The organism is Paracoccus aerodenitrificans (assembly GCF_027913215.1).
GTDB lineage: Bacteria > Pseudomonadota > Alphaproteobacteria > Rhodobacterales > Rhodobacteraceae > Paracoccus > Paracoccus aerodenitrificans.
Map to the genome: position 1 here is coordinate 1563944 of NZ_CP115784.1, position 24442 is coordinate 1588385.

25 protein-coding genes and 1 tRNA gene are annotated in these 24442 nt (G+C 62.4%); 4 read left to right on the forward strand and 22 right to left on the reverse strand.

Annotation, left to right across the window (positions count from 1 at the left end; translation table 11 throughout):
* Positions 1-79: 79 nt before the first annotated feature.
* Positions 80-169: transfer RNA gene (locus PAE61_RS09130), tRNA-Ser, on the forward strand.
* Here the strand turns inward: PAE61_RS09130 and PAE61_RS09135 are convergent.
* The 20 genes from PAE61_RS09135 to PAE61_RS09230 form a co-directional block, all read right to left on the reverse strand.
* Entirely contained in the window at positions 131-1789 is a 1659-nt protein-coding gene (locus PAE61_RS09135) for a recombinase family protein (protein ID WP_271114998.1), read from the reverse strand. The two genes, PAE61_RS09130 and PAE61_RS09135, sit on opposite strands and share 39 nt — an antisense overlap.
* Positions 1786-2172, reverse strand: a complete 387-nt coding sequence (locus PAE61_RS09140; protein WP_113667559.1) for an HVO_A0114 family putative DNA-binding protein — start codon at positions 2170-2172, stop codon at positions 1786-1788. The genes PAE61_RS09135 and PAE61_RS09140 overlap by 4 nt, the downstream gene beginning before the upstream one ends.
* Positions 2173-2193: 21 nt before the next feature.
* Complete coding sequence (locus PAE61_RS09145) at positions 2194-2523, reverse strand: hypothetical protein (RefSeq protein WP_130120002.1); 330 nt, start codon at positions 2521-2523, stop codon at positions 2194-2196.
* Positions 2524-2654: 131 nt separating this feature from the next.
* Positions 2655-2870 (reverse strand): DUF2274 domain-containing protein, encoded by a 216-nt coding sequence (locus PAE61_RS09150; RefSeq protein ID WP_113667560.1) that lies wholly within the window; start codon positions 2868-2870, stop codon positions 2655-2657.
* 2 nt (positions 2871-2872) lie between these two features.
* The gene (locus PAE61_RS09155) at positions 2873-4024 is read right to left on the reverse strand and encodes a TraB/TrbI/VirB10 family type IV secretion system protein (protein ID WP_271114999.1); all 1152 of its coding nucleotides are present in this window, start codon (positions 4022-4024) and stop codon (positions 2873-2875) included.
* Complete coding sequence (gene trbG, locus PAE61_RS09160; protein ID WP_113667562.1) at positions 4021-5037, reverse strand: P-type conjugative transfer protein TrbG; 1017 nt, start codon at positions 5035-5037, stop codon at positions 4021-4023. The genes PAE61_RS09155 and trbG overlap by 4 nt, the downstream gene beginning before the upstream one ends.
* Complete coding sequence (trbF, locus tag PAE61_RS09165; RefSeq protein ID WP_113667563.1) at positions 5034-5723, reverse strand: conjugal transfer protein TrbF; 690 nt, start codon at positions 5721-5723, stop codon at positions 5034-5036. The genes trbG and trbF overlap by 4 nt, the downstream gene beginning before the upstream one ends.
* A complete protein-coding gene (gene trbL / locus PAE61_RS09170; RefSeq protein ID WP_271115000.1) occupies positions 5720-7078 on the reverse strand; it encodes a P-type conjugative transfer protein TrbL in 1359 nt (452 codons plus the stop codon). The genes trbF and trbL overlap by 4 nt, the downstream gene beginning before the upstream one ends.
* A 3-nt stretch (positions 7079-7081) precedes the next feature.
* Entirely contained in the window at positions 7082-7369 is a 288-nt protein-coding gene (trbK-alt, locus tag PAE61_RS09175) for a putative entry exclusion protein TrbK-alt (RefSeq protein ID WP_271115001.1), read from the reverse strand.
* A 20-nt stretch (positions 7370-7389) separates the two neighbouring features.
* Entirely contained in the window at positions 7390-8172 is a 783-nt protein-coding gene (gene trbJ, locus PAE61_RS09180) for a P-type conjugative transfer protein TrbJ (RefSeq protein ID WP_113667566.1), read from the reverse strand.
* On the reverse strand, positions 8169-10625 hold the full coding sequence (trbE, locus tag PAE61_RS09185) for a conjugal transfer protein TrbE (protein WP_271115002.1): 2457 nt from the start codon (positions 10623-10625) through the stop codon (positions 8169-8171). Before trbE ends, trbJ begins: the two co-directional genes overlap by 4 nt.
* Before the next feature lie 10 nt (positions 10626-10635).
* Positions 10636-10917 carry a VirB3 family type IV secretion system protein gene (locus PAE61_RS09190; protein WP_094544663.1) on the reverse strand — a complete coding sequence of 94 codons (282 nt, stop codon included), beginning with the start codon at positions 10915-10917 and terminating at the stop codon, positions 10636-10638.
* Positions 10917-11249, reverse strand: coding sequence for a TrbC/VirB2 family type IV secretion system protein (locus PAE61_RS09195; protein WP_244455947.1), 333 nt, complete (start codon positions 11247-11249; stop codon positions 10917-10919). The genes PAE61_RS09190 and PAE61_RS09195 overlap by 1 nt, the downstream gene beginning before the upstream one ends.
* Entirely contained in the window at positions 11246-12178 is a 933-nt protein-coding gene (trbB, locus tag PAE61_RS09200; RefSeq protein WP_434803130.1) for a P-type conjugative transfer ATPase TrbB, read from the reverse strand. The genes PAE61_RS09195 and trbB overlap by 4 nt, the downstream gene beginning before the upstream one ends.
* Before the next feature lie 192 nt (positions 12179-12370).
* Complete coding sequence (locus PAE61_RS09205) at positions 12371-12832, reverse strand: ribbon-helix-helix domain-containing protein (protein ID WP_113667570.1); 462 nt, start codon at positions 12830-12832, stop codon at positions 12371-12373.
* Positions 12833-12842: 10 nt separating this feature from the next.
* Positions 12843-14828 carry a conjugal transfer protein TraG gene (locus tag PAE61_RS09210; RefSeq protein WP_271115004.1) on the reverse strand — a complete coding sequence of 662 codons (1986 nt, stop codon included), beginning with the start codon at positions 14826-14828 and terminating at the stop codon, positions 12843-12845.
* 154 nt (positions 14829-14982) lie between these two features.
* Complete coding sequence (locus PAE61_RS09215; protein ID WP_271115005.1) at positions 14983-15909, reverse strand: LysR family transcriptional regulator; 927 nt, start codon at positions 15907-15909, stop codon at positions 14983-14985.
* 157 nt (positions 15910-16066) lie between these two features.
* Positions 16067-16909, reverse strand: a complete 843-nt coding sequence (pdxY, locus tag PAE61_RS09220) for a pyridoxal kinase (protein WP_271115006.1) — start codon at positions 16907-16909, stop codon at positions 16067-16069.
* Positions 16910-16914: 5 nt separating this feature from the next.
* Positions 16915-18195 carry a benzoate/H(+) symporter BenE family transporter gene (locus PAE61_RS09225; RefSeq protein WP_271115007.1) on the reverse strand — a complete coding sequence of 427 codons (1281 nt, stop codon included), beginning with the start codon at positions 18193-18195 and terminating at the stop codon, positions 16915-16917.
* Between the two features lie 233 nt (positions 18196-18428).
* Positions 18429-19211, reverse strand: a complete 783-nt coding sequence (locus tag PAE61_RS09230; protein ID WP_353620389.1) for a sulfite exporter TauE/SafE family protein — start codon at positions 19209-19211, stop codon at positions 18429-18431.
* 60 nt (positions 19212-19271) lie between these two features.
* Here PAE61_RS09230 and pdxR point away from each other — a divergent pair, with 60 nt between their 5' ends.
* The 3 genes from pdxR to PAE61_RS09245 all read left to right on the forward strand — a co-directional run bounded on the left by pdxR (position 19272) and on the right by PAE61_RS09245 (position 23055).
* Positions 19272-20762 carry a MocR-like pyridoxine biosynthesis transcription factor PdxR gene (pdxR, locus tag PAE61_RS09235; RefSeq protein WP_271115008.1) on the forward strand — a complete coding sequence of 497 codons (1491 nt, stop codon included), beginning with the start codon at positions 19272-19274 and terminating at the stop codon, positions 20760-20762.
* A 171-nt stretch (positions 20763-20933) separates the two neighbouring features.
* A complete protein-coding gene (locus PAE61_RS09240; protein WP_434803116.1) occupies positions 20934-22238 on the forward strand; it encodes a serine hydroxymethyltransferase in 1305 nt (434 codons plus the stop codon).
* Positions 22171-23055: a YggS family pyridoxal phosphate-dependent enzyme gene (locus tag PAE61_RS09245; protein WP_271115009.1), complete on the forward strand. Its 885-nt coding sequence runs from the start codon at positions 22171-22173 to the stop codon at positions 23053-23055. The genes PAE61_RS09240 and PAE61_RS09245 overlap by 68 nt, the downstream gene beginning before the upstream one ends.
* 210 nt (positions 23056-23265) lie before the next feature.
* Here the strand turns inward: PAE61_RS09245 and PAE61_RS09250 are convergent, their stop codons facing one another.
* Complete coding sequence (locus tag PAE61_RS09250; RefSeq protein ID WP_271115010.1) at positions 23266-23745, reverse strand: methylated-DNA--[protein]-cysteine S-methyltransferase; 480 nt, start codon at positions 23743-23745, stop codon at positions 23266-23268.
* 231 nt (positions 23746-23976) lie between these two features.
* Positions 23977-24414, reverse strand: a complete 438-nt coding sequence (locus PAE61_RS09255) for a carboxymuconolactone decarboxylase family protein (RefSeq protein WP_271115011.1) — start codon at positions 24412-24414, stop codon at positions 23977-23979.
* Positions 24415-24442 lie beyond the last annotated feature (28 nt).

The window sequence follows — 24442 nt, forward strand, 5'->3', positions numbered from 1 at the left end:
ACAAGAGCTTTTCACCGAAAACCCCCTTGCGCTTCAACCCCCCGCCCGCTACATGCGCCCCCACCACACCGAAAAATGCGGAGAAGTGCCGGAGTGGTCGAACGGGGCGGTCTCGAAAACCGTTGAGCCTTCACGGGTTCCGTGGGTTCGAATCCCACCTTCTCCGCCATTTCAGACCGCTTCTGGGCACGCCAATCGCCGCCGATTGCCGCCCTTGGCCCGCAATAAGCGTCTTCAGCAGCTCCGTTTTCGATCCCATGATGCGAATTGCATCGTCAGCGACCTCGACGCGCTGTGCCAAAGCGCGCAGGTGATCGCGCCGATAACCGCCCTCGTGGCCGCGAATGCGCTCCCGCGCGCGGCGCGCAAACCCTGCGATCATTGCGGGACTGAGCGCGCTGTGGCCGGGGCTTTCGAGCAATGCTTGAGCGCGGTCGGCGTCAACCCTGGCCTGATCGCGGAGAACCTTGAGGCCGGCAATACGCTCCTTGAGCGCCGGGTCGTCCAGATCGGCAACACCCGCCTCGATGGCGTCATAGAGCCGCTTGAGGCGCGATTCTGATTCGGCGGCCTGACGCTGCAAAGAGGCGATGTGTTCGCGTCGGCGCTCGGCCTGATCCTCGCGACGGCCGAGGATGCTGCCAAGCAGTTTCTCCAGTCGGTCGGGATCGAGCAAGCGTTCCTCGATATGGCTGGCCACCATCGTATCGAGCTTGTCCATGGGGATCGCACGGCCCTTGCAGCCAGTCTCGCCCTGCCGCGCCTTGATCGAGCAGGCATAATAGCGATAGCGGCCGCTCTTGCCGGTGCGGATGGTCATGGCTCCGCCGCAGTTGCCGCAATAGCAGATGCCGGTCAGCAGGGTCGGCCCGATCACCACGCGGGCGGGCAGTTCGGTCTTGGGGTTGCGAGCCTGCAAAAGAGACTGAACGGCGTCGAAGGTCTCCCGTTCGATGATGGCCGGCACGGGGACAATGACGACTTCGCTGGGGGCGCGCGGGTCGTTATGCTTGCTACGCTTTCCCCACTCATGTTCGCCTATATAGGTGCGGCGGGTCAGGACGCGATGGACCTGACCGATCCCCCAACGCCCGCCGTCGCGGGTAAAGATGCCCTTGGCGTTCAAATGCTTCACGATGGCCTTGACGCCCATCTGGCCGCTATCGCCCTGACCTTCCAGAGCGAGCCGATAGATCAGGCGGATCGTGCCGGCGTGCAGCGGATCGATTTCCAGCTTCTTCTTGGTCTTGGCCCCACGCTGTTCGGCGGCTGCGATCCGGTAGCCGATCGGCGGCAACGCGCCGTTCCAGAAGCCCTGCCGCGCATTCTCCTTCAGGGCGCGCGTGACGTGCTTGCCGTTTTCCTTGGACTGGTATTCGTCGAACAGGGACATGATCCGCCGCATCATGTCATGGATCGGATCATCCCCCAGCTCCTGCGTGATGGAAATCAGCCGGACATCATTCTTGGCGAGCTTGCGATAGTAATATTCCATGTCGAACGCGTCGCGGAAAAAGCGCGAGAAGCTGTGAACCAGCACCACATCGAAGGGCGCGGGCTTCGACGTGCCCGCCTCGATCATCCGCTGGAACTCCGGGCGGCGGTCGTTGGTCGCCGTGTTGCCCGGCTCCACGAAAATTTCGACAAGCTGATAGCCGCGCGCCGCGCACCAAGCTTCGCCCTGCTTGCGCTGGTCGGGGATCGACACGTCATGCTCGGCCTGCCGGGCAGTCGAGACACGCAGGTAGAGGGCAGCCCGCAGGGCGACGTTGGGGGATTGTGCGTTCATTTGCGGGTTCCTTTCCTGGGGCGTTCGATCAGGGGCAGCACCAGTTCCACCCGGTCATGAACGACCTTGGGCACCAGCTTGAGACCCTTGCCCTTCTCCATACGGACAAGGCCGAAGCTCTCCATCTTCTTGAGTGTGCGCGAGACATTCGGTGTCGCGCGGCCAGTGATCTGCGCCAGTTCCTCTAGTGAGCCGGGTTCTTGCTCTTGGATGACGCGGAGCAATTCGCGATTGCCCGCAGAGAGAAGCCGGGCGAACGACTCCGTGGAGGCGAACCAGACGGTCGGTTCGCCGGGCGCAGGTTTTTCCTCGCCTCGCGCGATCCGCATCGTGCGAGCCTTCATTTCCTCGGGGTCGGCGATCCCAACTTTCAGCGTCGTCATGGCATATTCCGATGCTACAAATCAGGGCTTATCCTTATCATCACGAGATAATAATTTCAAGCCTTCTGGTAGATCGAGAGAACCGAACATCTCGTCGAAAACATCGGCGAACCAACGCTCGAACACCTGAATCTCAGCCTCGGTGATCGGCACTTCGTCGGGCCAGTCATCAATGACGGGCAGCTTCTCCACGTCGAAGACATGAGCTGGACTGCCGCGCGAGGGGCTAATGCGCGGCGCGGGATCTCGGCCATAGTCATAGAGATCGTCGTGGTAGAGGTCGTCGGGGAGCGTTCCGGGGGCCGGTTGTCTTGGGCGGCCTCGTTGGGCGCGGCGGCGCTCTGCGCACATGGTATCCTCCGTGCTTCGCTAATGGATTCGGGGGCGGTATGGCCCCGGAATTAGGCGAAGCATGGAGGGGAATCGGCGGTGTGTAGCGTGCCGCATTCGCGCCTATGTGCTGGCGGCACCCCCACAATGGATCAGGAGGGCTGCCGCCGTGCCTTCGCGAAACCGCGATCCGTGGCGATGAATCGCTCCAGCATCGGCACGATCAGTCTGGCAGGCTCGATGGGCGCGCCGCCATCGGCCAACAGAGCGCCATAGTCGATGAGGTCACGATGGAGCTGAGCGGGCAGTTCCACCATCACCTTCACCGGCTTATCGTCGGCCAGCGGGCCGAGTTTGAGCTTCGCCATAGTCAATTCCTGTAGGGTTCGAGGACTAAATCTCGCGTCACAATGACCCTGACCGGGAAGCCCGGCCGGATGGTCAGCGTCGGCGCGACCTGCAACTGTCGCTGGACGATCTGCTGTCCGGCCTGATTGATGGTGTCCTGCGCCCCGTCGCGGATAGCCCGGATCAGCCGGTCCTCGTCGTCGGTCGCCAGTTCAGTGCCGATGCCGAGCAAGGTGGACAGCCCCGCCGCTTTCATCAGATCCCACCAGTGATAATCGACGCCATCCTCAAGCCCGGCATAACCGGAGGCGTCTGCGCCCGGTTGGCGCTCCAGCACGATGGAGCGGCCATTGGGCAGGATCAGGCGGTTCCAGACAAGCAGCACGCGGCGCTGGCCGAACTGCACGCCGGCATCATATTGGCCGATGATGCGCGTTCCCTGCGGGATCAAGAGGAGAGCGCCGGTCGGGCTGTCATAGACGTTCTCTGTCACCTGCGCGGTGATCTGGCCGGGAAGGTCCGAACGAATGCCGGTTATCATGGCTGCCGGGATCACGGCCCCAGCCTGAAGGATGTAGGGCGATGCGGGAGCCATGATGCGGTCGAGAGCGACAGTCTGCCGGTCCACCGGACCATTGAGGAAGGTGGTGTGCCTGTCCTGAGTTGCGGGCTGACCGCCAACGCCAAGACCGGCCAGGCCCGGCATATTGGAAGCGGCTGCTGTAGTTGTTCTCTGCCCGGACTGGAAGAAAACCGTGCTGAGACGTGCGGCTTCCTCTTCGGCAAGACGGCGTTCTTCGGCAGGATCGCGGGCGGGCGACGCCATTGCGGGCGGCGTGACGGGTTGGCCCCGGTTCTGCGCGTCGAGGATCGGGCCGCCGAGATCGCCGGGCAAGGCCGGTCCAAGGACGGGGCCGGTATAGTCACGCGGCAGGCCGGACAGTCCGTCCGCCGTGGGGCGGTTCTCGGTCGAGTAAAGTTCTTCGCCGCTGCCGCTCATGTCACGGGTCTGAAGCGCATAGATCAGCGCCCCGCCGATCCCGAACAGCGCGACGGCTCCGACACCGGCCAGCATCTTGCGCGACAGGCGGGTGACTCGCGGCGGTTCGGCACGCAGCCGCATTGGTGCGGTGGTGTCCGCTGCGGCTTCTACAGGGATGGTGTCTTCGGTCATGACGGGGATTCTCCGGTCGCCTTTGCCGGCTGTGCAGCCTGCCGTTGCTCGATGCGGACGATCCTGACCGTCTGCTGACGATCACCGCTGCCAAGGCGCAGTTCGGCTGCTCCGAACAGGCGGTCCACGATCAGGATATTCTGGTGGATGCGGCTGTTGACGATCTGGGTCTCGCCATTGGAGCCGATGACGAAGATCGGCGGCATCTCGCCCTGCACGATGCCGCGTGGGAAGACGACATAGACGCGGCGGCCATCGTCGAAGATGGAAATGGGCCGCCACGGCGGACTGTCTCCGGTCAGGCCATAGCGATAGTTGCGCGCCGCCTCGGCCGGGATGATCGGTGCTGCCGGAACGGTCTGGCGTTGGCCTGCCGGTTGTGCCGGATAGGCCCAGGCGACGGACGGCATATAGAGGGCCTCACGGGCGCGTAGCTCGATCATGTAGGTGCGCCGGTCTGTCGTCACGACGAGGTTTGTCGCGATGTCCGGCCGCGTCGGCTTGACGAGGATATGGACGCGACGTGTCGTGCCCGATCCGCTCTCCGTATCGCCGATGATCCAGCGCGCGGTGTCGCCTGCCGCAATCGGTCCCGCGCCGGTCAGGCTCTCGCCGGGTTCGAGCGCAATGGTCGTGATCTGTCCCGGCGCGGCATAGACCTGATAGAGCGCGCCTTCGCTCCACGGATAAATCTGGATGGCGTTATAGTAACCCTCGCGGCGCGGCTCGACGCGGGCGGCAGCATTGGCGTTCTCGACACGGCCCGCCGGCGTTCCGGCAGCGGTTCCGCCGCGCGCGACGGTCCATGCGGGCGGCGTGTGCAAAGGCCGGGGCCGGTCATCGGTGACGGTGGCCTGCACGACAGGCAGCGACGGCACATCGGCATCATAGCTGAACTGCGGGGTGCGGTTCGTGGCGCAGCCAGCGAGCATGGTCGCCGACAGCAGCAAAGCCGCGAAAGCGGGTTTACGGAAAGCCGGAAACGCGGCTGTGTGGAATGTCGTGGGGGTCATTGGCTCATCTCCCGCGACCACGAGATTGCATTGATGTAGATGCCGAGCGGATTGGCGCGCAGCCGTTCAGCGTCGCGCGGCGTCTGGATCACGATGGTGAGGATCGCGGTCCAGCGCTCGGTGGTGGAAAGCTGGCCGTTCTCATAATGCCTCTCGGTCCAGGCGACGCGGAAGCTGTCGTTCGATGCGCGGATGACGCTGGACACCTCAACGGCGACCTGTTGCCGGCCAACCTTGGTGAACGGGTCGTTGCTGCGGGCATAGTCGTTCAAGGCCGCCGCGCCGCGATCCGTGGTCCACTCATAAGCTCTGAGCCAGTTCTGACGGACAATGATCGCATCGGCCGGGATCGCGCGGACCTGCTCGATGAAGCGGCCAAGATGGAACGCGATCTGCGGATCGGTAGGCCGATAGTCGACCGTCGCGGGTGCTACGGTTTGCGCCTGACCGAGATTGTCCACTTGCACAACCCACGGCACCACGGTCCCGCGTGCCGATTGCCAGACGAGGGCGGACGCGAAGCCAGCAGACAGGATCAGCGAGCCGAAGGCCATGAGCCGCCAGTTTTTTGCCTGCACGCGGGCCGAGCCGATGCGCTCGTCCCATGCCTGCGCGGCCTTCTGATAGGGCGTCTCGGGTTCCGGCGATTTGCCGTAATGGGTTGCCGGTCGTTTGAAGAGGCTCATGATCGGTCACTTTCGGAAAGGTTGATGGAGGAGCCGCCGCCGTGGCTGTCGCCGGAGCGCACGGCGTGGGCGGCCATGGTGGCGCCGTGGTTCACGGCCTGGGATCGCTGCATCCGCTGCGCCCAGGCCGGGGGACTGCCAGCGGGGGAAGGTGCGGCTGCGGGAGATGCGCTGGCCCCTCCGACTGTGCCTGCGGTGGATGAGCCGCCCGTCACGCCAAAGGCGGCGCGGGCGCCATCGGAGAAGCTGGATTTGACGCTTTCGGACGCTTTGGAAGCGGCGCGTTTCAGCGGTGATGCGGCGGCGGAGCCGGCGGCGCGGGCAACGCCACCGAGGCCAGATGCTACGCCTGCCGCACCGGACTGGCCGAGCGAGGCCATGCTGTAGGAGGCTGCTGCGCCCCCTGCGGCGGCTGCACCACCCCGAACGGCCGCGGCGCCACCGGACATGGCGGCAGCGCCTCCCTTGACGGCGAGACCGGCTGCACCGCCTGCGGCAAGGGCTGCGCCTCCTACGGCAAGGCCGGTGCCCACGGCAGCGCCAGCGCCGAGCTGCGGGCCGCCCGAGACGAGACCGGAAGCAATGCCGGGGCCGAAGATGCCGAGACCGAGCAACGAAAGCGCGGCAAGGACGATCGCCATGGCGTCGTCGATGGTCGGCGTCGCGCCGCCGAAGCCCGCGGTGAACTGCGAAAACAGCGTCGAGCCGATTCCGATGATAACCGCGAGGACCAGAACCTTGATGCCGGACGAGACGACATTGCCAAGCACTCGCTCGGCCATGAAGGCGGTCTTCCCGAACAGGCCGAAGGGGATCAGCACGAAGCCGGCAAGCGTGGTCAGTTTGAATTCGATCAGCGTCACGAAGAGCTGAATGGCGAGAATGAAGAAGGCGAGCAGCACCAATGCCCAGGCGAACAGTAGGCAGGCAATCTGGATGAAATTCTCGAAAAACGACCAGTAGCCCATTAAGTCGGAAATAGAGTCGAGCAGCGGACGGCCGGCGTCGAGGCCGGTCTGCGCCACCTTGCCGGGACGCATCAGGTCGGCGGCGGAAAAGCTGGTGCCGGAGGCTTTCAGGCCGAGACCGGCGAAGCTCTCGAAGACGATCTTCGCCAGGTTGTTCCAGTTGGAAATGATGTAGGCGAACGCGCCGACGAAGAGGGTTTTCTTGACCAAGCGGGCCATGATGTCGTCATCGGCGCCCCAGCTCCAGAACAGCGCGGCGAGCGTCACGTCGATGACGATCAGCGTGGTGGCGATGAAGCCGACCTCGCCGCCAAGAAGGCCGAACCCGCTGTCGATGTAGGACGTGAATACGCCGAGGAAATTGTCGATGACGCCGGTGCCGCCCATGGTTCACTGCCCCCCGTTCTGATGCGGGGCGGCGGGCACCGGCGTCCGGCCGAGAAACCGATCGCGGTTCTCGGCCCAGGTGGCGAGGCAATCGGGATCGCTCGCGGCAGCCTCGCCAAGACGCTGACAATCGCGCAGGCTCTGACGCAACGGATCGGCAGGACGCTGTAGCTCCGGCGCGGGCCTGCCGCGCGCCGGCTCGTCCTTGCGGGTCATCTCGATCACCGTGGCGGTGATGGCGATGGCGACGAATATGATCGCGCCCAACCGGGCCAGCATCTTGCCGTCCATGTCACGCCCCTCCTGTCCGGTCAGTTGTTGCCGTTGCCGAACATCTGCGCGTTGCCGGGCTGGTAGCCCGATCCCGGCGTCAGGAAGCGCTCGCGCTGGACGCGGCCCTGTTCGGCGGCGGTGGCACGCTCCGCCTCGATGAGCGCCTCGGACCGGCCATTGGCAGACATCAGCGCGATCAGGTCGGAAAGCTGCTGCGACTGGAGGGCGAGAAGCTGATTGCCGGCCTGCGTGGCCTGCAATGCGCCCGTCGCGTTCTGGCTCTGGCCGACCAGCTCCGACATCTGCGTGCGGTTGGTATCGATATTGCCGACGACACCGGCCTGCACGCGCATGGCGTCCTGCAAGCCGCCGACCGTGTTCTGCCAGCGGGATCGCGCGTCGGCGACAAGCTGGCCATCGGTCGCGGACAGCGAGACGTTGCCATATTGGGTCTGGAAGATCTGATCGACCTTCTGCACGTCGAAGGCGATGTTCTGGGCTTGGCTCAAGAGCTGCTGCGTGCGCTGGACGTTCTGCTGCAACGCCTGAAGTGAGGAATACGGCAGGCTGGCCAGATTCTTCGCCTGATTGATAAGCATCTGCGCTTCGTTCTGAAGCGAGGTGATCTGGTTGTTGATCTGCTCCAGCGTGCGGGCTGCGGTGAGCAGATTCTGCGCGTAGTTGCTCGGATCATAGACAATCCGGCCGAAGCCGAATTGCGCATGGGCCGGAGTGGTCAGCACGGGTGACAGCGCGAGCGGCGCTGCCAGCATGGTCACGGCCATGAAGATTGCGCGCGAGCGGGAACGGTGAATGGTCATGGTTGAGACTCCTTCTCGGTCTGGGGGATGAGGTTGGTGAGTTCGGGGATCAGGTCGGCAGCCCATTCGATTCCGCGCAGGCGCAACCAGGCGGCAAGGAAGCCGTCGTGGCCGTGTTCCGCGACGATGCGTTCGATGGTGGTCTGGTCGGATTTGGAGGAGGCAGCGCAGAGAGCGAGACCGACTTCGGACAGGCCAAGCTCGAACAGCCGGTTGCCGCGCCGCGACTGGCAGTAGTAATCGCGCTTGGGCGTGGCCCGTGCGAGGATTTCGATCTGCCGGTCATTGAGGCCGAAGCGACGATAGATCGCGATGATCTGTGGCTCGATCGCGCGTTCATTCGGCAGCAGCAGCCGCGTCGGGCAGCTTTCGATGATGGCCGGCGCGATGTTGCTGCCATCAATGTCGGACAGGCTCTGTGTGGCGAAGATGACGCTGGCATTCTTCTTCCTGAGCGTCTTCAGCCATTCGCGGAGTTGGTTGGCGAACCCTTCATCGTCCAGCGCCAGCCAGCCCTCGTCGATGATGAGCAAAGTCGGCCGCCCGTCGAGCCGGTCGCCGATGCGATGGAACAGATAGGCGAGCACGGCCGGAGCCGCGCCGGTTCCAACCAGTCCCTCGATCTCGAACGCCTGCACATCGGCTGAGCCGAGTTGTTCGGTCTCTGCGTCGAGCAGCCGGCCATAAGCCCCGCCAATGCAGTAAGGCCGCAATGCCTGTTTCAGATCATTGGATTGGAGCAGCACCGTCAGGCCGGTGATGGTGCGTTCTCCAACCGGGGCGGACGCCAGCGAGGTCAGCGCCGTCCAGATATATTCCTTGGTCTCGGGCGTTACGGGCACACCCTCGCGGCCAAGGATGGCGGCGATCCAGTCGGCTGCCCAGGCGCGCTCGTAGGCATCTTCAATGCGGGCGAGCGGCTGGAGCGAGACGGACGCCTCATCGCCGTCAGTCAGTCCGCCGCCCAGGTCATGCCAATCGCCGCCCATGGCAAGCGATGCGGCCCGGATCGAGCCGCCGAAGTCGAACGCAAAGACCTGAGCATCGGCGTAACGGCGAAACTGCAAGGCCATGAGGGCCAGCAGCACGGACTTGCCCGCGCCGGTTGGGCCGACGACAAGGGTGTGGCCGACATCGCCGACGTGAAGGGAAAACCGGAACGGGGTCGAGCCTTCGGTTTTACCGAAGAACAGCGGGGGCGCGCTGAAATGCTCGTCCCGTTCCGGCCCTGCCCACACGGCCGATAGCGGGATCATGTGGGCAAGGTTGAGCGTCGAGATGGGCGGCTGGCGAACATTCGCGTAGGTATGTCCGGGGATCGAGCCGAGCCAGGCATCGACGGCGTTGACGGTTTCGGGCATCGCGGTGAAGTCACGGCCCTGAATGATTTTTTCCGCGAGGCGCAGTTTTTCGTCGGCAATGCGCGGGTCGGCATCCCAAACGGTGATGGTGGCCGTGACATAGGCCATGCCGGCGACATCGGCGCCAAGCTCCTGCAACGCCATGTCCGCGTCGAGCGCCTTGTTAGCCGCATCTGTATCCACCAAGGCACTCGCCTCGTTGGTCATGACTTCCTTCAGGATCGCAGCGATGCTCTTGCGCTTGGCGAACCACTGCCGTCTGATCTTGGTCAGCAGCCGGGTCGCATCCGTCTTGTCCATGAGGATGGCGCGGGTGCTCCACCTGTAGGGGAATGGCAGCCGGTTCATTTCGTCGAGCAGGCCGGGCGTCGTCGCGGTCGGGAAACCGATGATGGTCAGGACGCGCAGATGCTGGTCGCCAAGGCGCGGCTCCAGCCCGCCAGTCAGCGGCTGATCGGCGAGCAGCGCGTCGAGGTGCATCGGCACCTCCGGCACGCGAACGCGATGGCGGTTGGTCGAGATGGTCGAATGCAGATAGGTCAGCGTGCCGGCGTCATCGAGCCAGCGGCATTCCGGCATGAAGCCGTCGAGCAGCGCCAGCACGCGGTCGGTGCGGTCGATGAAACTGCGCAGTAATTCGTGGGGGTTCACGCCCGATTGCTCGCGGCCCTCATAGAGCCAGGTTTCCGCGCGGGCGGCGTCCTCGGCGGGCGGCAGCCAGAGAAAGGTCAGGAAGTAACCCGACACGAAATGCGCGCCTGCCTCCTCGAAACCGGCCTTGCGCTCGGCGTCGAGCAGCGCGGAGGCCGCTTCGGGAAATTGGCTCGCGGGATAGGTCGCGGCTTCGGAGCGTTGCGCCTCGACGAAGATGCTCCAGCCCGATCCGAGACGGCGCACGGCGTTGTTGATCCGACCGGCGACTGCGACCAGCTCGGCTGCAACGGCAGAATCCAGGTCGGGACCGCGAAATTTCGCCGTCCTCTGGAAACTGCCGTCCTTGTTCAGCACGACGCCGGAGCCGACAAGTGCTGCCCAGGGCAGGAAATCCGCGAGGCGGCTTGCGGTGCGGCGATATTCGGCAAGGTTCATCATGGCCGCGCCCTCACACAGACAGGTGGCCGGGGATTCGCAGATGCCTGCGGCCCACTTCGACAAAGAGCGGATCGCGCTTCGCGGCCCAGACGGCAGCGAAGTGGCCGATGGCCCAGATGGCGAGGCCGACCAGCCAGAGGCGGAGGCCGAGGCCCACGGCCCCAGCCAGAGTGCCGTTCATGATCGCGATGGAGCGCGGTGCGCCGCCGAGTAGGATATGCTCGGTCAGCGCCCTGTGAACCGGGACAGTGAATCCCGGCACCGCGTCGAGCTGTTCGAGGCCGCCCGCCATCAGATGAGCGCCCCGCCGCCGAACGAGAAGAACGACAGGAAGAAGCTCGACGCCGCAAACGCGATGCTGAGGCCGAACACGATCTGGATCAAGCGACGGAAGCCGCCGGAACTGTCGCCGAACGCCAGCGTCAGGCCGGTGGCGATAATCACGATCACCGCGATGATCTTGGCGACCGGCCCCTCGATCGACTGAAGGATGGATTGCAGGGGCGCTTCCCAGGGCATCGACGAGCCGGATGCGTGTGCGGCGGGCGCCAGCATCAGGCTGATGGAAACGGCTGCCGCCGATGTCGCCATGAAGCGGCAGGCGCGGGAAAGTGTGGGGATCATGATGGGTCTCCTTTTGGGCTGGTTGCGGGGGTGATGGCGTAGTCGCCGTCCGATCCCAGCCCTTCGACGCGGGCGAGTTCGGCCAGCCGGCGCGCGGAACCGCGCCCGGAAAGGACGGCAACAAGGTCGATAGTCTCGGCGATCAGCGCGCGCGGGACCGTGATGACGGCTTCTTGGATGAGCTGTTCGAGGCGGCGCAGCGCACCGATGCCGGAGCCGGCATGGATGGTGCCGATGCCGCCGGGATGGCCGGTGCCCCAGGCTTTGAGCAGGTCGAGGGCTTCGGACCCGCGCACCTCGCCGATGGGGATGCGATCGGGGCGCAGGCGAAGGCTGGAGCGCACCAGATCGGAAAGCGTGGCAACGCCATCCTTCGTCCGCATGGCCACGAGGTTAGGCGCGGCGCATTGTAACTCGCGCGTGTCCTCGATGATGACGACGCGATCCTGCGTCTTCGCCACCTCTGCCAAAAGCGCATTGGTGAGCGTCGTTTTGCCGGTAGACGTGCCGCCCGCGACAAGGATGTTGGCGCGCGCCGCAACGGCTTCGCGCAGCATCGTCGCCTGATCGGCGGACATGATGCCGGCCGCCACATAGTCGTCGAGCGTGAACACCGCGACGGCGGGTTTACGGATGGCAAAGGCGGGTGCGGCGACGACGGGCGGCAAAAGCCCCTCGAACCGCTCGCCAGTTTCCGGCAGCTCTGCGGAGACGCGGGGTGCGCGGGCATGGACTTCCGCACCGACATGATGTGCGACCAGCCTCACGATGCGTTCACCATCGGCGGGCGACAGTGTTTCGCCCGTATCGGCCAGCCCTTCGGACAGCCGGTCGATCCAGATGCGACCGTCAGGGTTCAGCATCACCTCGATGACAGCCGGGTCTTCGAGAAACCGCGCGATGGATGCGCCAAGCGCTGTGCGCAGCATCCGCGCGCCGCGCGCAATAGCCTCCGGTTTATGGTGATGTGTCGTCATATCGGCCCCAATTCAGGCGGGGCGCTACAGACGGACCCCGCAATGGGGTCGATTAAGAAAGCCCGAAATTGGGCTTGTTCAACAAGTATTTATGCGCGTGCGGCGACCGGCGGCTATCGGCGGTAAATAGGACGGGTTGAAAACCTAAGTCGTATCGCCATCGGTGCCTGTATCGCCTTGCGGAAAACTCTCGTGAAGCGAATCCATGTCGCGCGACAACTCTTTCAGGAACCTATCTCCACTCGCAAGCCTGCGGCCGAGGTTCTGCATGAAGCCCTCGAACCGCTCGTTCCCCTTGATCCTTGCGGATTGCTTGGCACTGTCCGGCAACGGCGGGGTCATCGTTAGCCAGAAATGGACGAACAAAGAGAGGGTCTCGCCGAGCACGGCGAGATCTTCGTCCAGCGTGCCGATCTGCCGGCCGATCTTGTCCAGGCGGCGTGACATGGCCGCTTCCAGCCGATCCGACGTGTCTCCCGACAGGAAGGATGCGACCGCCGCCTCGACGATGGCGGATTTCGAGACCTGTCGGCGGAGCGACAGTGCTTCGACCTGTTTCAGCAGTTCCGGGTCGAAATAGACATTCATGCGGGTGCGGGTCGTCATTGGCTCCCCCTCAAAGCTCAATGCCATCATCAGGATTCATGGACGCCTGCCGGGCGATCATCCGCATCCGCGATCGCAGCGCGCGGGCCTTGGCGGCGTCCACGTCCGGTTCGTCGTCCAGAATGTCGAACTCCTGGGCAGGCGGTGTCGGCGGCGGGACGATTTCCTCATGCTCGGGCAATTCCGGCTCGCGGCGGATGCCGGCATTGTCGGGATCGCCCTCCGCGCCACTGGCAGCGGTCGTCGTTGGCCTGTCCGCCGCCACGATAACGCGGCTCGTCCAGTCGTCGGTTGCCGGCTTAGTCGCCGGCACGGATGGCAGCGCAGGTGGCGGCAGGATGCGCTCTTGCAATCTTGCATCCTCGAAATAGCGGGCCTTCTTCGCCCGGATCGGCGGCGTGCCCGCCACCATGACGATCTCGTCGGCGGGCGGAAGCTGCATGATCTCACCGGGGGTCAGCAGCGGCCGCGCAGTCTCCTGCCGCGAGACCATCAGATGTCCGAGCCAGGGCGCGAGGCGATGGCCGGCATAGTTGGTGGAATCGCGCATTTCGGTCGCGGTGCCGAGCGAGTCCGACACGCGCTTGGCGGTGCGCTCGTCGTTGGTCGCAAAGGCGACGCGCACATGGCAATTGTCGAGGATGCTATTGTTCGGCCCGTAGGCGCGCTCGATCTGGTTGAGCGATTGGGCGATGAGGAAGGATTTGAGGCCGTAGCCGGCCATGAAGGCGAGCGCGGACTCGAAAAAATCCAACCGGCCCAATGCAGGAAACTCGTCCAGCATCATGAGCAGGCGATGCCGCTTGCCGGAAAGGGTCAGTTCCTCGGTCAACCTGCGGCCGATCTGGTTGAGGATGAGCCGGATCAGCGGTTTCGTCCGGTTGATGTCGGACGGCGGGACAACAAGGTAGAGCGTGACCGGCCGGCGGCTGCCGACCAAATCGGCAATCCGCCAGTCGCAACGGTCTGTGACGCGCGCCACGACCGGATCGCGATAGAGGCCGAGAAACGACATGGCAGTGGACAGCACGCCCGACCGCTCGTTCTCGCTCTTGTTCAGCAACTCGCGCGCCGACGAGGCGATGACTGGATGAACGCCAGCTTCGCCCAGATGCGGCGTGTCCATCATCGCACGCAAGGTTGCTTCAACCGGGCGACGAGGATCGGACAGGAAGTTGGCGACGCCGGACAGGGTTTTGTCCTTCTCGGCATAGAGGACGTGCAGGATCGCCCCGACAAGCAGGCTGTGGCTGGTTTTTTCCCAATGGTTGCGCTTATCGAGGCTGCCTTCGGGATCGACCAATATGTCCGCGATATTCTGCACGTCGCGGACTTCCCACTCGCCCTGCCGCACCTCCAGCAACGGGTTATAGGCGGAGGACTTGGCGTTGGTCGGATCGAACAGCAGCACGCGACCGTGCCGAGAACGGAAGCCCGCTGTCAGGGTCCAGTTCTCACCCTTGATGTCGTGGACGATGCAGCTTCCCGGCCAGGTCAGCAGCGTCGGCACGACAAGGCCGACGCCCTTGCCAGACCTCGTGGGGGCGAAGCATAGGACGTGCTCCGGCCCGTCGTGGCGCAGATAGTCCCGGTCGTATCGGCCGAGCAGGACGCCGTCGGGGCCGAGTAGTCCCGCGCTGCGGATTTCCTTGTCCTCGGCCCATCGTGCCGAACCGTAAGTGGCGACGCCGCGAGCTTCACGCGCCCGGATGATCGACATAAGGATGGCGGCAGCAATGGCGAGGATACCGCCCGACGTGGCGATGGCCGCACCCTCCATGAAAATCGCGGGTGCATAGGCGTCGAAGGAGAACCACCACCAGAAGAAGGCGGGCGGATGATAGAAAGGCCAACCGGCCAGATCGAACCAGGGGGTTCCGAGCTGGGGCTGAAAGCCGAGCCGGAACGCCACCCACTGCGTCGCGGCCCATGTCATCATCATGACAATGGTGACGACGACGGCTATTTGCCCCCAAAGTATTCGACCTCCGCGCATCGTGGCTCCGATCAGAAAAATTGATGGAGCCGATCAGAGAATGGGCAATTAAGGACGCAGCAACAGTAAACGTGTTGCGGTAGGGTCGCCGGATACTATCGGCGGCAAATAGGATGGGTTGCAGCGGCACTATTACGGCACTGTTCGGGATGGTTTACCGCGAATCAGGTTTTGACCGTGGGCTGCTCAATTTCGACGCTAAAGCCAGCAATTTAGTCAGCGAGGGATCGCGGTTTTGTGGCGACCAGACCGCGGAAAAGGCGATATTTTCGGATTCGTCGCTGATCGGTAGAAAGATAACATTCGCTGCGCTGCCTGCTGTCCCTTCCTCAACGAAAAGCGAAATGCCATGCCCGGCTGCAATCATTGACAAGAGTGCCGTGCGCCCGACGTCGACGCGTTGCAGCGGCGGCATAAGCCATTTTCCGGCTGAGCGCAGTAGGATCAGGCCCTGAACCTGGGGGCCTGTGCCGCCGTGGCGGACGAGGAATGTCTCCTCTGCAAGTTGTCGCCATTCGACATCTTGCTGGACTGCCAACGGGTGCCTCACCGATAGCGCCACCATCAGGCGGTCATGCCAGATGACGCGGGAATGGAGGTCAGGGATTTCATGAGTGCAGGCCATGAAGGCGAGGTCTAGCCGGCCATCACGCAACATGAGCTGCGCTTCGCGCGCTGTGCTTTCGGTTATGTGCAGGCGGATACCTGGATGCTCATCGTAGAACCGGCGGAACAGACGATCGAGGATGGAGTCCGATGTTAGAGCATGAACCCCGATGCGAAGGTCGCCGTCCTCGCCGCGTGCCTGCATCCCGGCTGTCATGATCGCGTGATCGATGATGCCTAAGGCATCGCGAACCTGATCGACAAAACGGTGTCCGGCTCTAGTCAGCCGGACGCCGCGAGTGTTGCGGTCGAAGAGCACAACGCCAAGGTCTGCCTCCAGCGCCTTGATGCGGGCGCTGACGCTCGACTGGCTGGTGCCGAGCGCCTGTGCAGCGCGATGGAAGCTGAGATACTCGGCAACGGCCAAGGTCTGGATCAGCGCGATCATCGGGATGCGCACGCCGAAAACTGACAACGGGGCGTCTGTTGGCCGATGTCGTCGCTGGCGCCGCATTCCTAGACCTCGGCGTTATGGATTTGCCGAGATGCGGTTTCAGCGCAAACACGATGCCGAGAAAGGGAAGAAAGCCTAGTGTGGCGGTCGAGCGCCAGCGTTTTGCTGAAAAACGTCCTCATGCGACGTCAACTACATTGGAAGCCAGCAAGCCGATGTTTTGAGCGAGCTGCATTTCGTGCTCACCCGATGCGATGGTGCTTTGAAGGACGTCGTGCACAACCTTTGCGGCGTCGCTCGCAGCCTCCATCAAGGGCCGACCATTTGCTAGGTTGGCCGTCAGAAGACCCGTGAAAAGGTCTCCTGTTCCAACGGGCACGATTGGCAGTCGAGGGGAAATTAATCGAGCCGGTTGTTTCCCGTCGAAGACAACATTCTCAAGTGAATTGCTTGGTGTATCCGTGAATGCGCAGCCCGTTACAATGAGGCTGGCGTTTCGATATGCGCGGACATGCGATGCACCGAGTTCCAATTGGCTCCATGACGACGATGAGTTCCGAGCAATAAGGCCGAGTTCAAATTGATTAGGGGTCAGGATGTCTGCGAGCGGCACGAGATGGTCTAGCAGACATTCGATGACTTGATCGGCTACGAATACGCCGAGATTAGAATCTCCCATTACCGGGTCACAAATATAGATGATGTCAGGGTTGATTTGCCTGGCTCGCTTGACGAAGGCCGCGACAACCTCGCCATTAGCCCGCGAACCCAGGTAGCCGGAAACGATGTATCGGCTTGTCTCGATCAGGCCTCGCTCTTCTACGCCGCGTAGGAGATCTCCGACGAGTTCCGATTCCAGAACCCGTCCTCGCATCGTCTCGAAGCCGGGGTGGTTGGATAGCAACGTCGTCGGCACTGCGGCGACATTGAGGCCCCGTGCCTGCATAGTCAGAACGGCGGCGCTATTGCCGACGTGCCCATGCACGACTTGGCTCTGGATTGAGATAATGGACGTCGCCATTCGCATTACTCCGCTGCGCTCTCGCTCGGGGCAAGCTCGGTGCGCCGCTTTGGCAGGCGACCATTCAGAACGGCATATGAGAACAGGCCGATCACAAGTCCCCAAAATGCACCGCCTATGCCGAGCATGGTGATGTTCGCGGCAGATGCGAGAAAGGTAATAAGTGCCGCTTCGCGGGAGGCCGGAACGGCCATGGCCCCAGCGAGACTTCCGCCGATGGTGCCGAGCAATGCCAAGCCGGCAAGTGTGGTAATGAAGGTCGCCGGGAATGCCATGAATACGGCTGCAAGCGTCACGCCAAATATGCCGACGAGCACATAGAACACACCTGCCGCGATCCCGCCGATCCAGCGTTTGGACGGATCTTCGTGCGCTTCTCGTCCCGTAACGATCGCTGCGGTGATCGCTGCGACGTTGAAAGCGTGCGAGCCGAACGGCGCCATGAGCAGCGACCCTAGACCCGTCACAGTGACGATGGGGTTGGCGCTCGTCTTGAACCCATCGTTGCGCAAAACCAGCATCCCCGGCATGTATTGGCCGGTGAGCGTGATGAGGAACAGCGGCAGCGCTACACTCAACAGGGCGTTCAGCGAGAATTCGGGCATCGTGAACACGGGCGCAGCGAATTTGAGTTGCAGCCCGGTCAGATCGACACGATCCTGCACCAGCAGGAAGACAAGACCGATCAGCAAAATGCCCACGACAGCGTAGCGCGCTGTGAAGCGCTTGAGCAGCACATAGGTCACGATCAGCAGGCCGACCAGAACCGGATCGACACTCGCGCCGCCGAAGGCTCCGATGCCAAATTGCAGGAGAATGCCTGCAAGAAGCCCGGAAGCGATGCCGGGGGGAATAAGTCGGATGACTTTCTCGAAATAGCCTGAGAGACCCAAGGCCACGAAGGCGGCCGCTGAAATGATATAAGCCCCTATCGCTTCGGGGTAGGATGTCGTCGCAAGGGCTGTGACCAGAAACGCGGCTGCCGGTGTCGACCAGGCGGTGATGATCGGTTCTCGGTATCGCCAGCTCAGGATGATGCCCGTCAGGCCGACACCGATTGAGACGGACCAGACCCACGAGGCGGTGAGTTCAGGACTGAGACCAGCAACGCGCGCCGCTTGGAACACCAGAATAAACGTGCCGCCATAGTTGACGATGACGGAAATCAGGCCCGCGACTATGGGGTGTGTAAGGTCTTTCAGTTGAATGGGTGACGATGATGAACTCGACTGCATGATTCTGGCGACTTTCTTGAGATCGGGCGCTGAGGCAAAGAACAGCCTCACCTCTACCCCATCAATGGCAGGATGCGCCCTGCCATTTATCTCAAGTGATGCAGGCCATTCTTATTGGCGGCATTCATCCGATATTTGTTGAGTTGCGGGTCGCTTGGCAGGCTGAGCGGACTGGATGGCCGGGGATGGTCATCGCCCTGCGACCGGCGCGGGTCGGGAGGCGTCTATTCGCCCTAAGCGCATGACGCTGAGAAGATGCCGGTCAGAAGACGGTGAGTTAGAGATCAGGTGAGTTCGCGCAATGTCAGCAGAGCACCGGAAGCGAACATCAGCCAAATGAGGAGCCAACGAAATTGATAGTCAGTTAGCCGACGGAAAACGGCAATGCCGATCTGTGATGCGATGAGAGTTGCCGGAAGCGCAACCGCTATCATTATCAGCGTGTCGCTCGAATAGTATCCCTGCCAGGCAAAAAGGACGGTGGCGATGCCAAGGATCACGACGTTGTAGGGTCGAAGAACCGCGCTGGTTTCGCCCTTGCTCCAGGGTTGCAACGCGCACCACATCGTCGGCAGCGCTCCAGAAAGAGATGCTGCGCCTCCAAGGACGCCTCCGAGAAATCCGACGAGCGAGTCCGCAACAGGCAGGGGACGCTGGATTTGAGGCAATGATCGGCGGACGACAAAAAATGCGCCATACAGGAGCATGAAGCCTGCGATCACGAGCTTCAGCACGGCTGCGCTTATAAAACTGAGAACCGCCAGGCCGATCGGCAGCCCGAGGATCGCAGGTAGCAGAAATCGAGAGAGTCTCCCGTTCCCCCGGAGTTCCCTACGGGTGAACCATATGCTTTGGACGCCGCTAACCACAGACATTGCAGCAGCTATGGAAACCGCCTGCCAAGGCGGCATAACCTGAAGCCAGATGCCGAGGGAGAGCAGTGCTGTGCCAAAGCCGGCCAGCCCGTTGATGAAACCGCCTGCCGCCGCGCCGGCCAGCAGAGCAAGGATTACTTCAAGCGACACTTCAATATTTTTCCAAGACGGTGACGATTCGTTGCAGACCATTGTTCTACCAGTATAATGGACTGACAACACCCGCCACTTCTCAGGATGGAATCAGACCAATTGTTTAAGCACTCCCAACTGGAATCCGTGAAGGCGTGGCTGGCGCATCCCTCCCATGCAGCTATGCCGCTTCATGCGCGGATACAGCGTGCGATCAGACAGTTGATTCTAGATGGCGCACTCGGCGCCGGTAAACCGCTTCCCGCCTCGCGAGCGCTTGCAGCATCTCTGTGCGTGTCGCGGGACACGATTGAATCTGCCTACACTCAGCTTCACGCTGAGGGGTTTATCGAGCGACGTGTCGGCAGCGGCAGCTTTGTCGCTGAGATGACCGAGTTCGCTCCCGGACAGCGACGATCGAGACGCGATGCCTTGTTGCGTAATCAGGCTCCGAACCTGAGCAAACGCGGGGCAGCGATGTTCAACGGCGGCGGCGTGCGCTCCATGTTGACCCCGAGAGCGTTCACGCACGGCATACCCGAGACACGCACATTTCCAATCCAACTGTGGGAGCGGTTGGAGCGGCAGGTCTTGAAAGACTATGGAACCAAGGCGCTGCTTCATGGCGATCCCCAGGGGGCCGAACCACTCAGGCGGGCTATAGCGGACTATGTGAATCTTGAACGTGGCGCTCGCGCGACGGCGGATCGCGTGCTGGTGCTGACCAGTTCGCAACAAGCCATGATGCTTTGCGCCAGCATGTTGCTCGATCCTGGCGACCGGATATTTATTGAAGACCCAGCCTATCATGGGGCGCGAAAGGCTTTTGATGCTGCGGGCCTAGAATGCGTGCCTGTGCGGGTGGACCGGCAGGGAATCGTTGTAGAGCAGATCATGGATGATCCGCGCGGGGCAAAGGCTGTTTCCCTCACGCCTTCCCATCAGTTCCCGACCGGGGCGAAGCTGGCGCTCGATCGCCGCCTGGCGCTGATCGAGTGGGCCGCACGGCATCAGGCCTGGCTTCTCGAAGACGATTACGACAGCGAGTTTCATTACAACGGCAAGCCAACGGCGTGCGTTCAGGGCCTCGATCCTCACGACCGGACAATCTATATCGGCACTTTCACCAAGTCGCTCTTCCCGAGCTTGCGGATCGGTTACGTCGTGCTTCCGCCGCAACTGGTCAAACCCATGACCGTGGCGCGCACATTGCTCGACGGTCATACTGCTCTAATTCCGCAATTGACCTTGGCGCGCTTCATGGATGGCGGACATTTCGGGGCGCATGTCCGCACTATGCGAGGCATCTATGCCGAACGCCTTGAAGCATTGACGAACCTCGTTGAGCAGCACCTTTCTGAATTTGTCGAGGCCCGCGTCCCCATGGGCGGCTTGCAGATGCCCTGCATTCTGACATGCGACTTATCAGAACGTGTGGCGATTGATGCGGGCCGTCGCGTCGGGATCGAACTGTTCGGCCTGTCGGGTCTGCATGCGTCCGAAAATGCCAAGGCCGGATTTTTGATGGGGTTTGCCGCCTACACCCCCGAGGAACTGGAGATGGCCGTGAAGAAGCTGGCTGACGTGTTGCGTTCGACCATCCGCAACTAGGCGAGCTAGACCCGCTCCCTCCAAGAATCGCCAAACACAATTGGCCTGCACCATATGCAGGAAATGGATGGGCGCAACATACCACTGATCTGCTAGGGCTGCGCTGACAGCCCGCCGCGTCGCGTCGATGCGGCAGCGCACAAACGCGCCCTAGCGACAAGGAGATCAGGGATGGAAGCAATGGCCGTGCAGCACCTAAGTCAGTCCAACAGCGCCGGTGGCATCCGAAAAGAAAGCCTCACAAGCGCCGATAGTGCGGTATTTGCGGCGATTGCCGACGAGCGGCACCGCCAGCTCAATTCCATCGAATTGATCGCTTCCGAGAATTTCGTCAGCCCTTCCGTTCTGGAGGCGCAAGGCTCGATCCTCACCAACAAATATGCTGAAGGCTATCCGCATCGCCGCTATTATGGGGGCTGCGCGAATGTGGATGTGGTTGAAGACCTCGCCATCGAGCGCGTGAAGCAGCTTTTCGGCTGCGACTTTGCCAACGTGCAACCCCATTCCGGCAGCCAGGCCAATCAGGCGGTGTTCCTCGCGCTGCTTTCACCCGGAAACACGATTCTCGGCCTCGACCTGAAGGCCGGCGGGCATCTCACCCATGGGGCATCCGTGAACATATCAGGCCGCTGGTTCAACGCCGTCAGCTACGGGGTCGGCCCGGACAGCCATGTCATCGACATGGATGAGGTGGCCGAGGCTGCGCGCACGCACCGTCCGAAGCTTTTGATCGCCGGCGGATCAGCCTATCCGCGCACGCTTGATTTCGCACGCTTCCGGCAAATCGCCGATGAGGTGGGTGCAATCCTGATGGTTGATATGGCGCATTTTGCCGGGCTGGTGGCAGGCGGCGCCTATCCCTCGCCATTCCCGTTCGCTCATGTTGTGACCTCGACGACCCACAAGACCTTGCGTGGGCCGCGCGGCGGCTTCGTCCTGACCAATGATGCCGAGATTGCGAAGAAGATCAATTCGGCGACCTTCCCCGGCCTACAGGGCGGCCCGCTCATGCACATCATCGCCGCCAAGGCCGTTGCTTTCGGCGAAGCACTGCAACCCGACTTCAAGATCTATGCGCGCCGCGTGGTCGAGAATTGTCAGACACTCGCCCGGACCCTTTCCAATGGCGGTTTGGCGATCACCTCGGGCGGGACAGACTGCCATCTCGCCGTCGTTGATCTTCGCCCGCTCGGCGTCACGGGCAATATTGCCGAAAAGGCGCTGGAATCGGTCGGCATCACGCTCAATAAGAACGCCATTCCAAACGACCCCGAAAAGCCGATGGTCACGTCCGGCGTCCGTGTCGGCAGCGCGGCGGGAACGTCGCGCGGCTTCGGCTCCGACGAATACCGGACGATCGGAACCCTTATGCTCGATACGTTGCGGTCGGTCCGCGCCGACACGCTCGATGCCGACCGCGCGCGTATCAGCGGACAGGTGCGCGAACTGGTCGCGCGCTTCCCGCTCCCCTACTGACGATGACGGTGCGGGGACGACGTTTAAAATGACGCATCACGGTGTTGAACTTTCCACGAAGGATGTCGCCCGCTTCGGTGACGATCCTTCGAGCGCCTTCGCCGCCAACCTTCAGGCGGTTAAGGCGCGTATAGAGGCCGCGAGCTTTCGCAGCGGACGCGAGCCGGAAGATGTTCGCCTGCTGCCCGTCACCAAGACGGTTCCCGCCCATATCCTGCGCCTCGCATATGCGGCGGGCATCAGCGACTTTGGAGAAAACAAGTTGCAGGAGGCCAGAGACAAGCAGGCGATCCTTGCTGATCTGGACATCCGCTGGAGCATCATCGGTCATCTCCAGACCAACAAGGTGAAATATCTGGTTCGCTTCGCTTCGGAGTTCCATGCACTCGACAGCATCCGTCTGGCGGAGGAACTGAATCGCCGCCTGGAAGTCGAGGGGCGCGATCTCGACGTATTCGTTCAGGTGAACACGTCGGGAGAGGCAAGCAAATATGGACTGCACCCGGATGAGCTGGTGCCATTCGTCAGGCGGTTGCCGGACTATCCCCGGCTGAAGCCGCAAGGACTGATGACGCTCGCCATTCTGAGCGGCGAGGCTGAACGGGTGCGAGCCTGCTTCAAATTGCTGCGCAGCTTGCGGGACCGGGCCGTCTCGGTTCATGACGGCCTGACGCGGCTGTCCATGGGCATGTCCGGTGACTTCGAGATCGCCATCGAGGAAGGCGCGGACGTCGTGCGGGTCGGGCAAGCCATCTTTGGCGCCCGCCCCACTCCGGACGGGCACTATTGGCCCGGGCTGGTCCCGGAAAGCCCTTAGCCAGTTGACGCAGAAAAGTGACGACATGCCGCCGTGCTGCGGGCGTGTTCGCAACAACGCTGCTCTCATCTCGCTCGACGTGCGTGCAAGCGGCGTCAAAGAGCTACCGGGCCTATGAGTCGAACGGTATTGGGGGAGCGACGTTGTGATAAAGCCCCTTTCGGGTTCCAAAACAGTCCCCTTCTTCTGGTTGCAGTTGTTCGCGCCCAATCAGATCTTCTCGATGCCAAGGAGGTATTCCTTGGCTGCGAGTCCGCCCGCGAAGCCGGTGAGCGAGCCGCCTTTGCCGATGACGCGATGGCAAGGAGCTACGATCGAGATCGGGTTTTTTCCGTTCGCGGCGCCGACAGCGCGACAGGCACTCGGCCTGCCAATAGCGACAGCGATCTCGCTATAGGTCCGGGTTTGCCCGAATGGGATCTTCAGGAGTTCGGACCATACCTGCTTTTGAAAGGACGTGCCCGAAAATTCGAGCGGCAGATCAAACGTTTTCCGCGCGCCTGCGAAATACTCGGCGAGCTGGCGCTCGGTTTCTAAAAGGACGGGGTGGAAGGCGTCTTCGACTAGGGACGCCAGACGCACACGCTTCGGATCGTCGTTTTCCCAAAGGATCGCGGCTAGTGCAGCGTCCGTGGCGGCTAGTTTGAGCCGGCCCACTGGCGTCACGACCGACTTGAATGAATAGGTCATGTGCGTTCTCCCGATGGCTATTTTGGGTGGTGATGTGCGGATGATCGGCTTGTCGCGTCATTTGCGGGCGTCTCGCATGAAGGCGAAGCCTATTGGCTCGTCTATTGGCCGTCGCAGCGCTGCGCCTTGACGATTACCCGGTTCCGTCAATGGATGCTGGCTGCCTTCGGGAGCTGGCCTGTCGAACCCGCGGATACCGCCAGGTCCAGTGCGCGATGAGGCGTTTTCGTCTTAGCGGTGAACGAGCCGCGAACTGACAGCTATCCGGTTCCAAATGTTGATGGTGCCGATCGCGACGATAAGCTGTGCGATCTGTTCCTCGGAGAAGTGCGCGCGCAGGGCTTCATAGGCGCTGTCAGATGCGCCGGTTTGCGCGATCAGCGTCAGACTTTCGGTCCATTCCAGCACGGCGCGCTCGCGATCGTCGAACAGCGGAGATTCACGCCAGACGGAAACGAGATGCAGCTTTTGGGCCGGTATCCCATCGGCAAGCGATTCCTTGACGTGCATATCGACGCAATAGGCACATCCGTTGATCTGCGATGCCCTCAGCTTGATGAGGTGGAGCAGATCAAGGTCGATGCCGGATTGTTTGACCTTCGTGTCGAGCGCGAGCACGGCAGCATAAAGGTCCGGTGTGATCTGGGATACGTTCAGTCGTTGCTTCAAAGTAACGTCCTTCTTGTGGGTAGCGCCG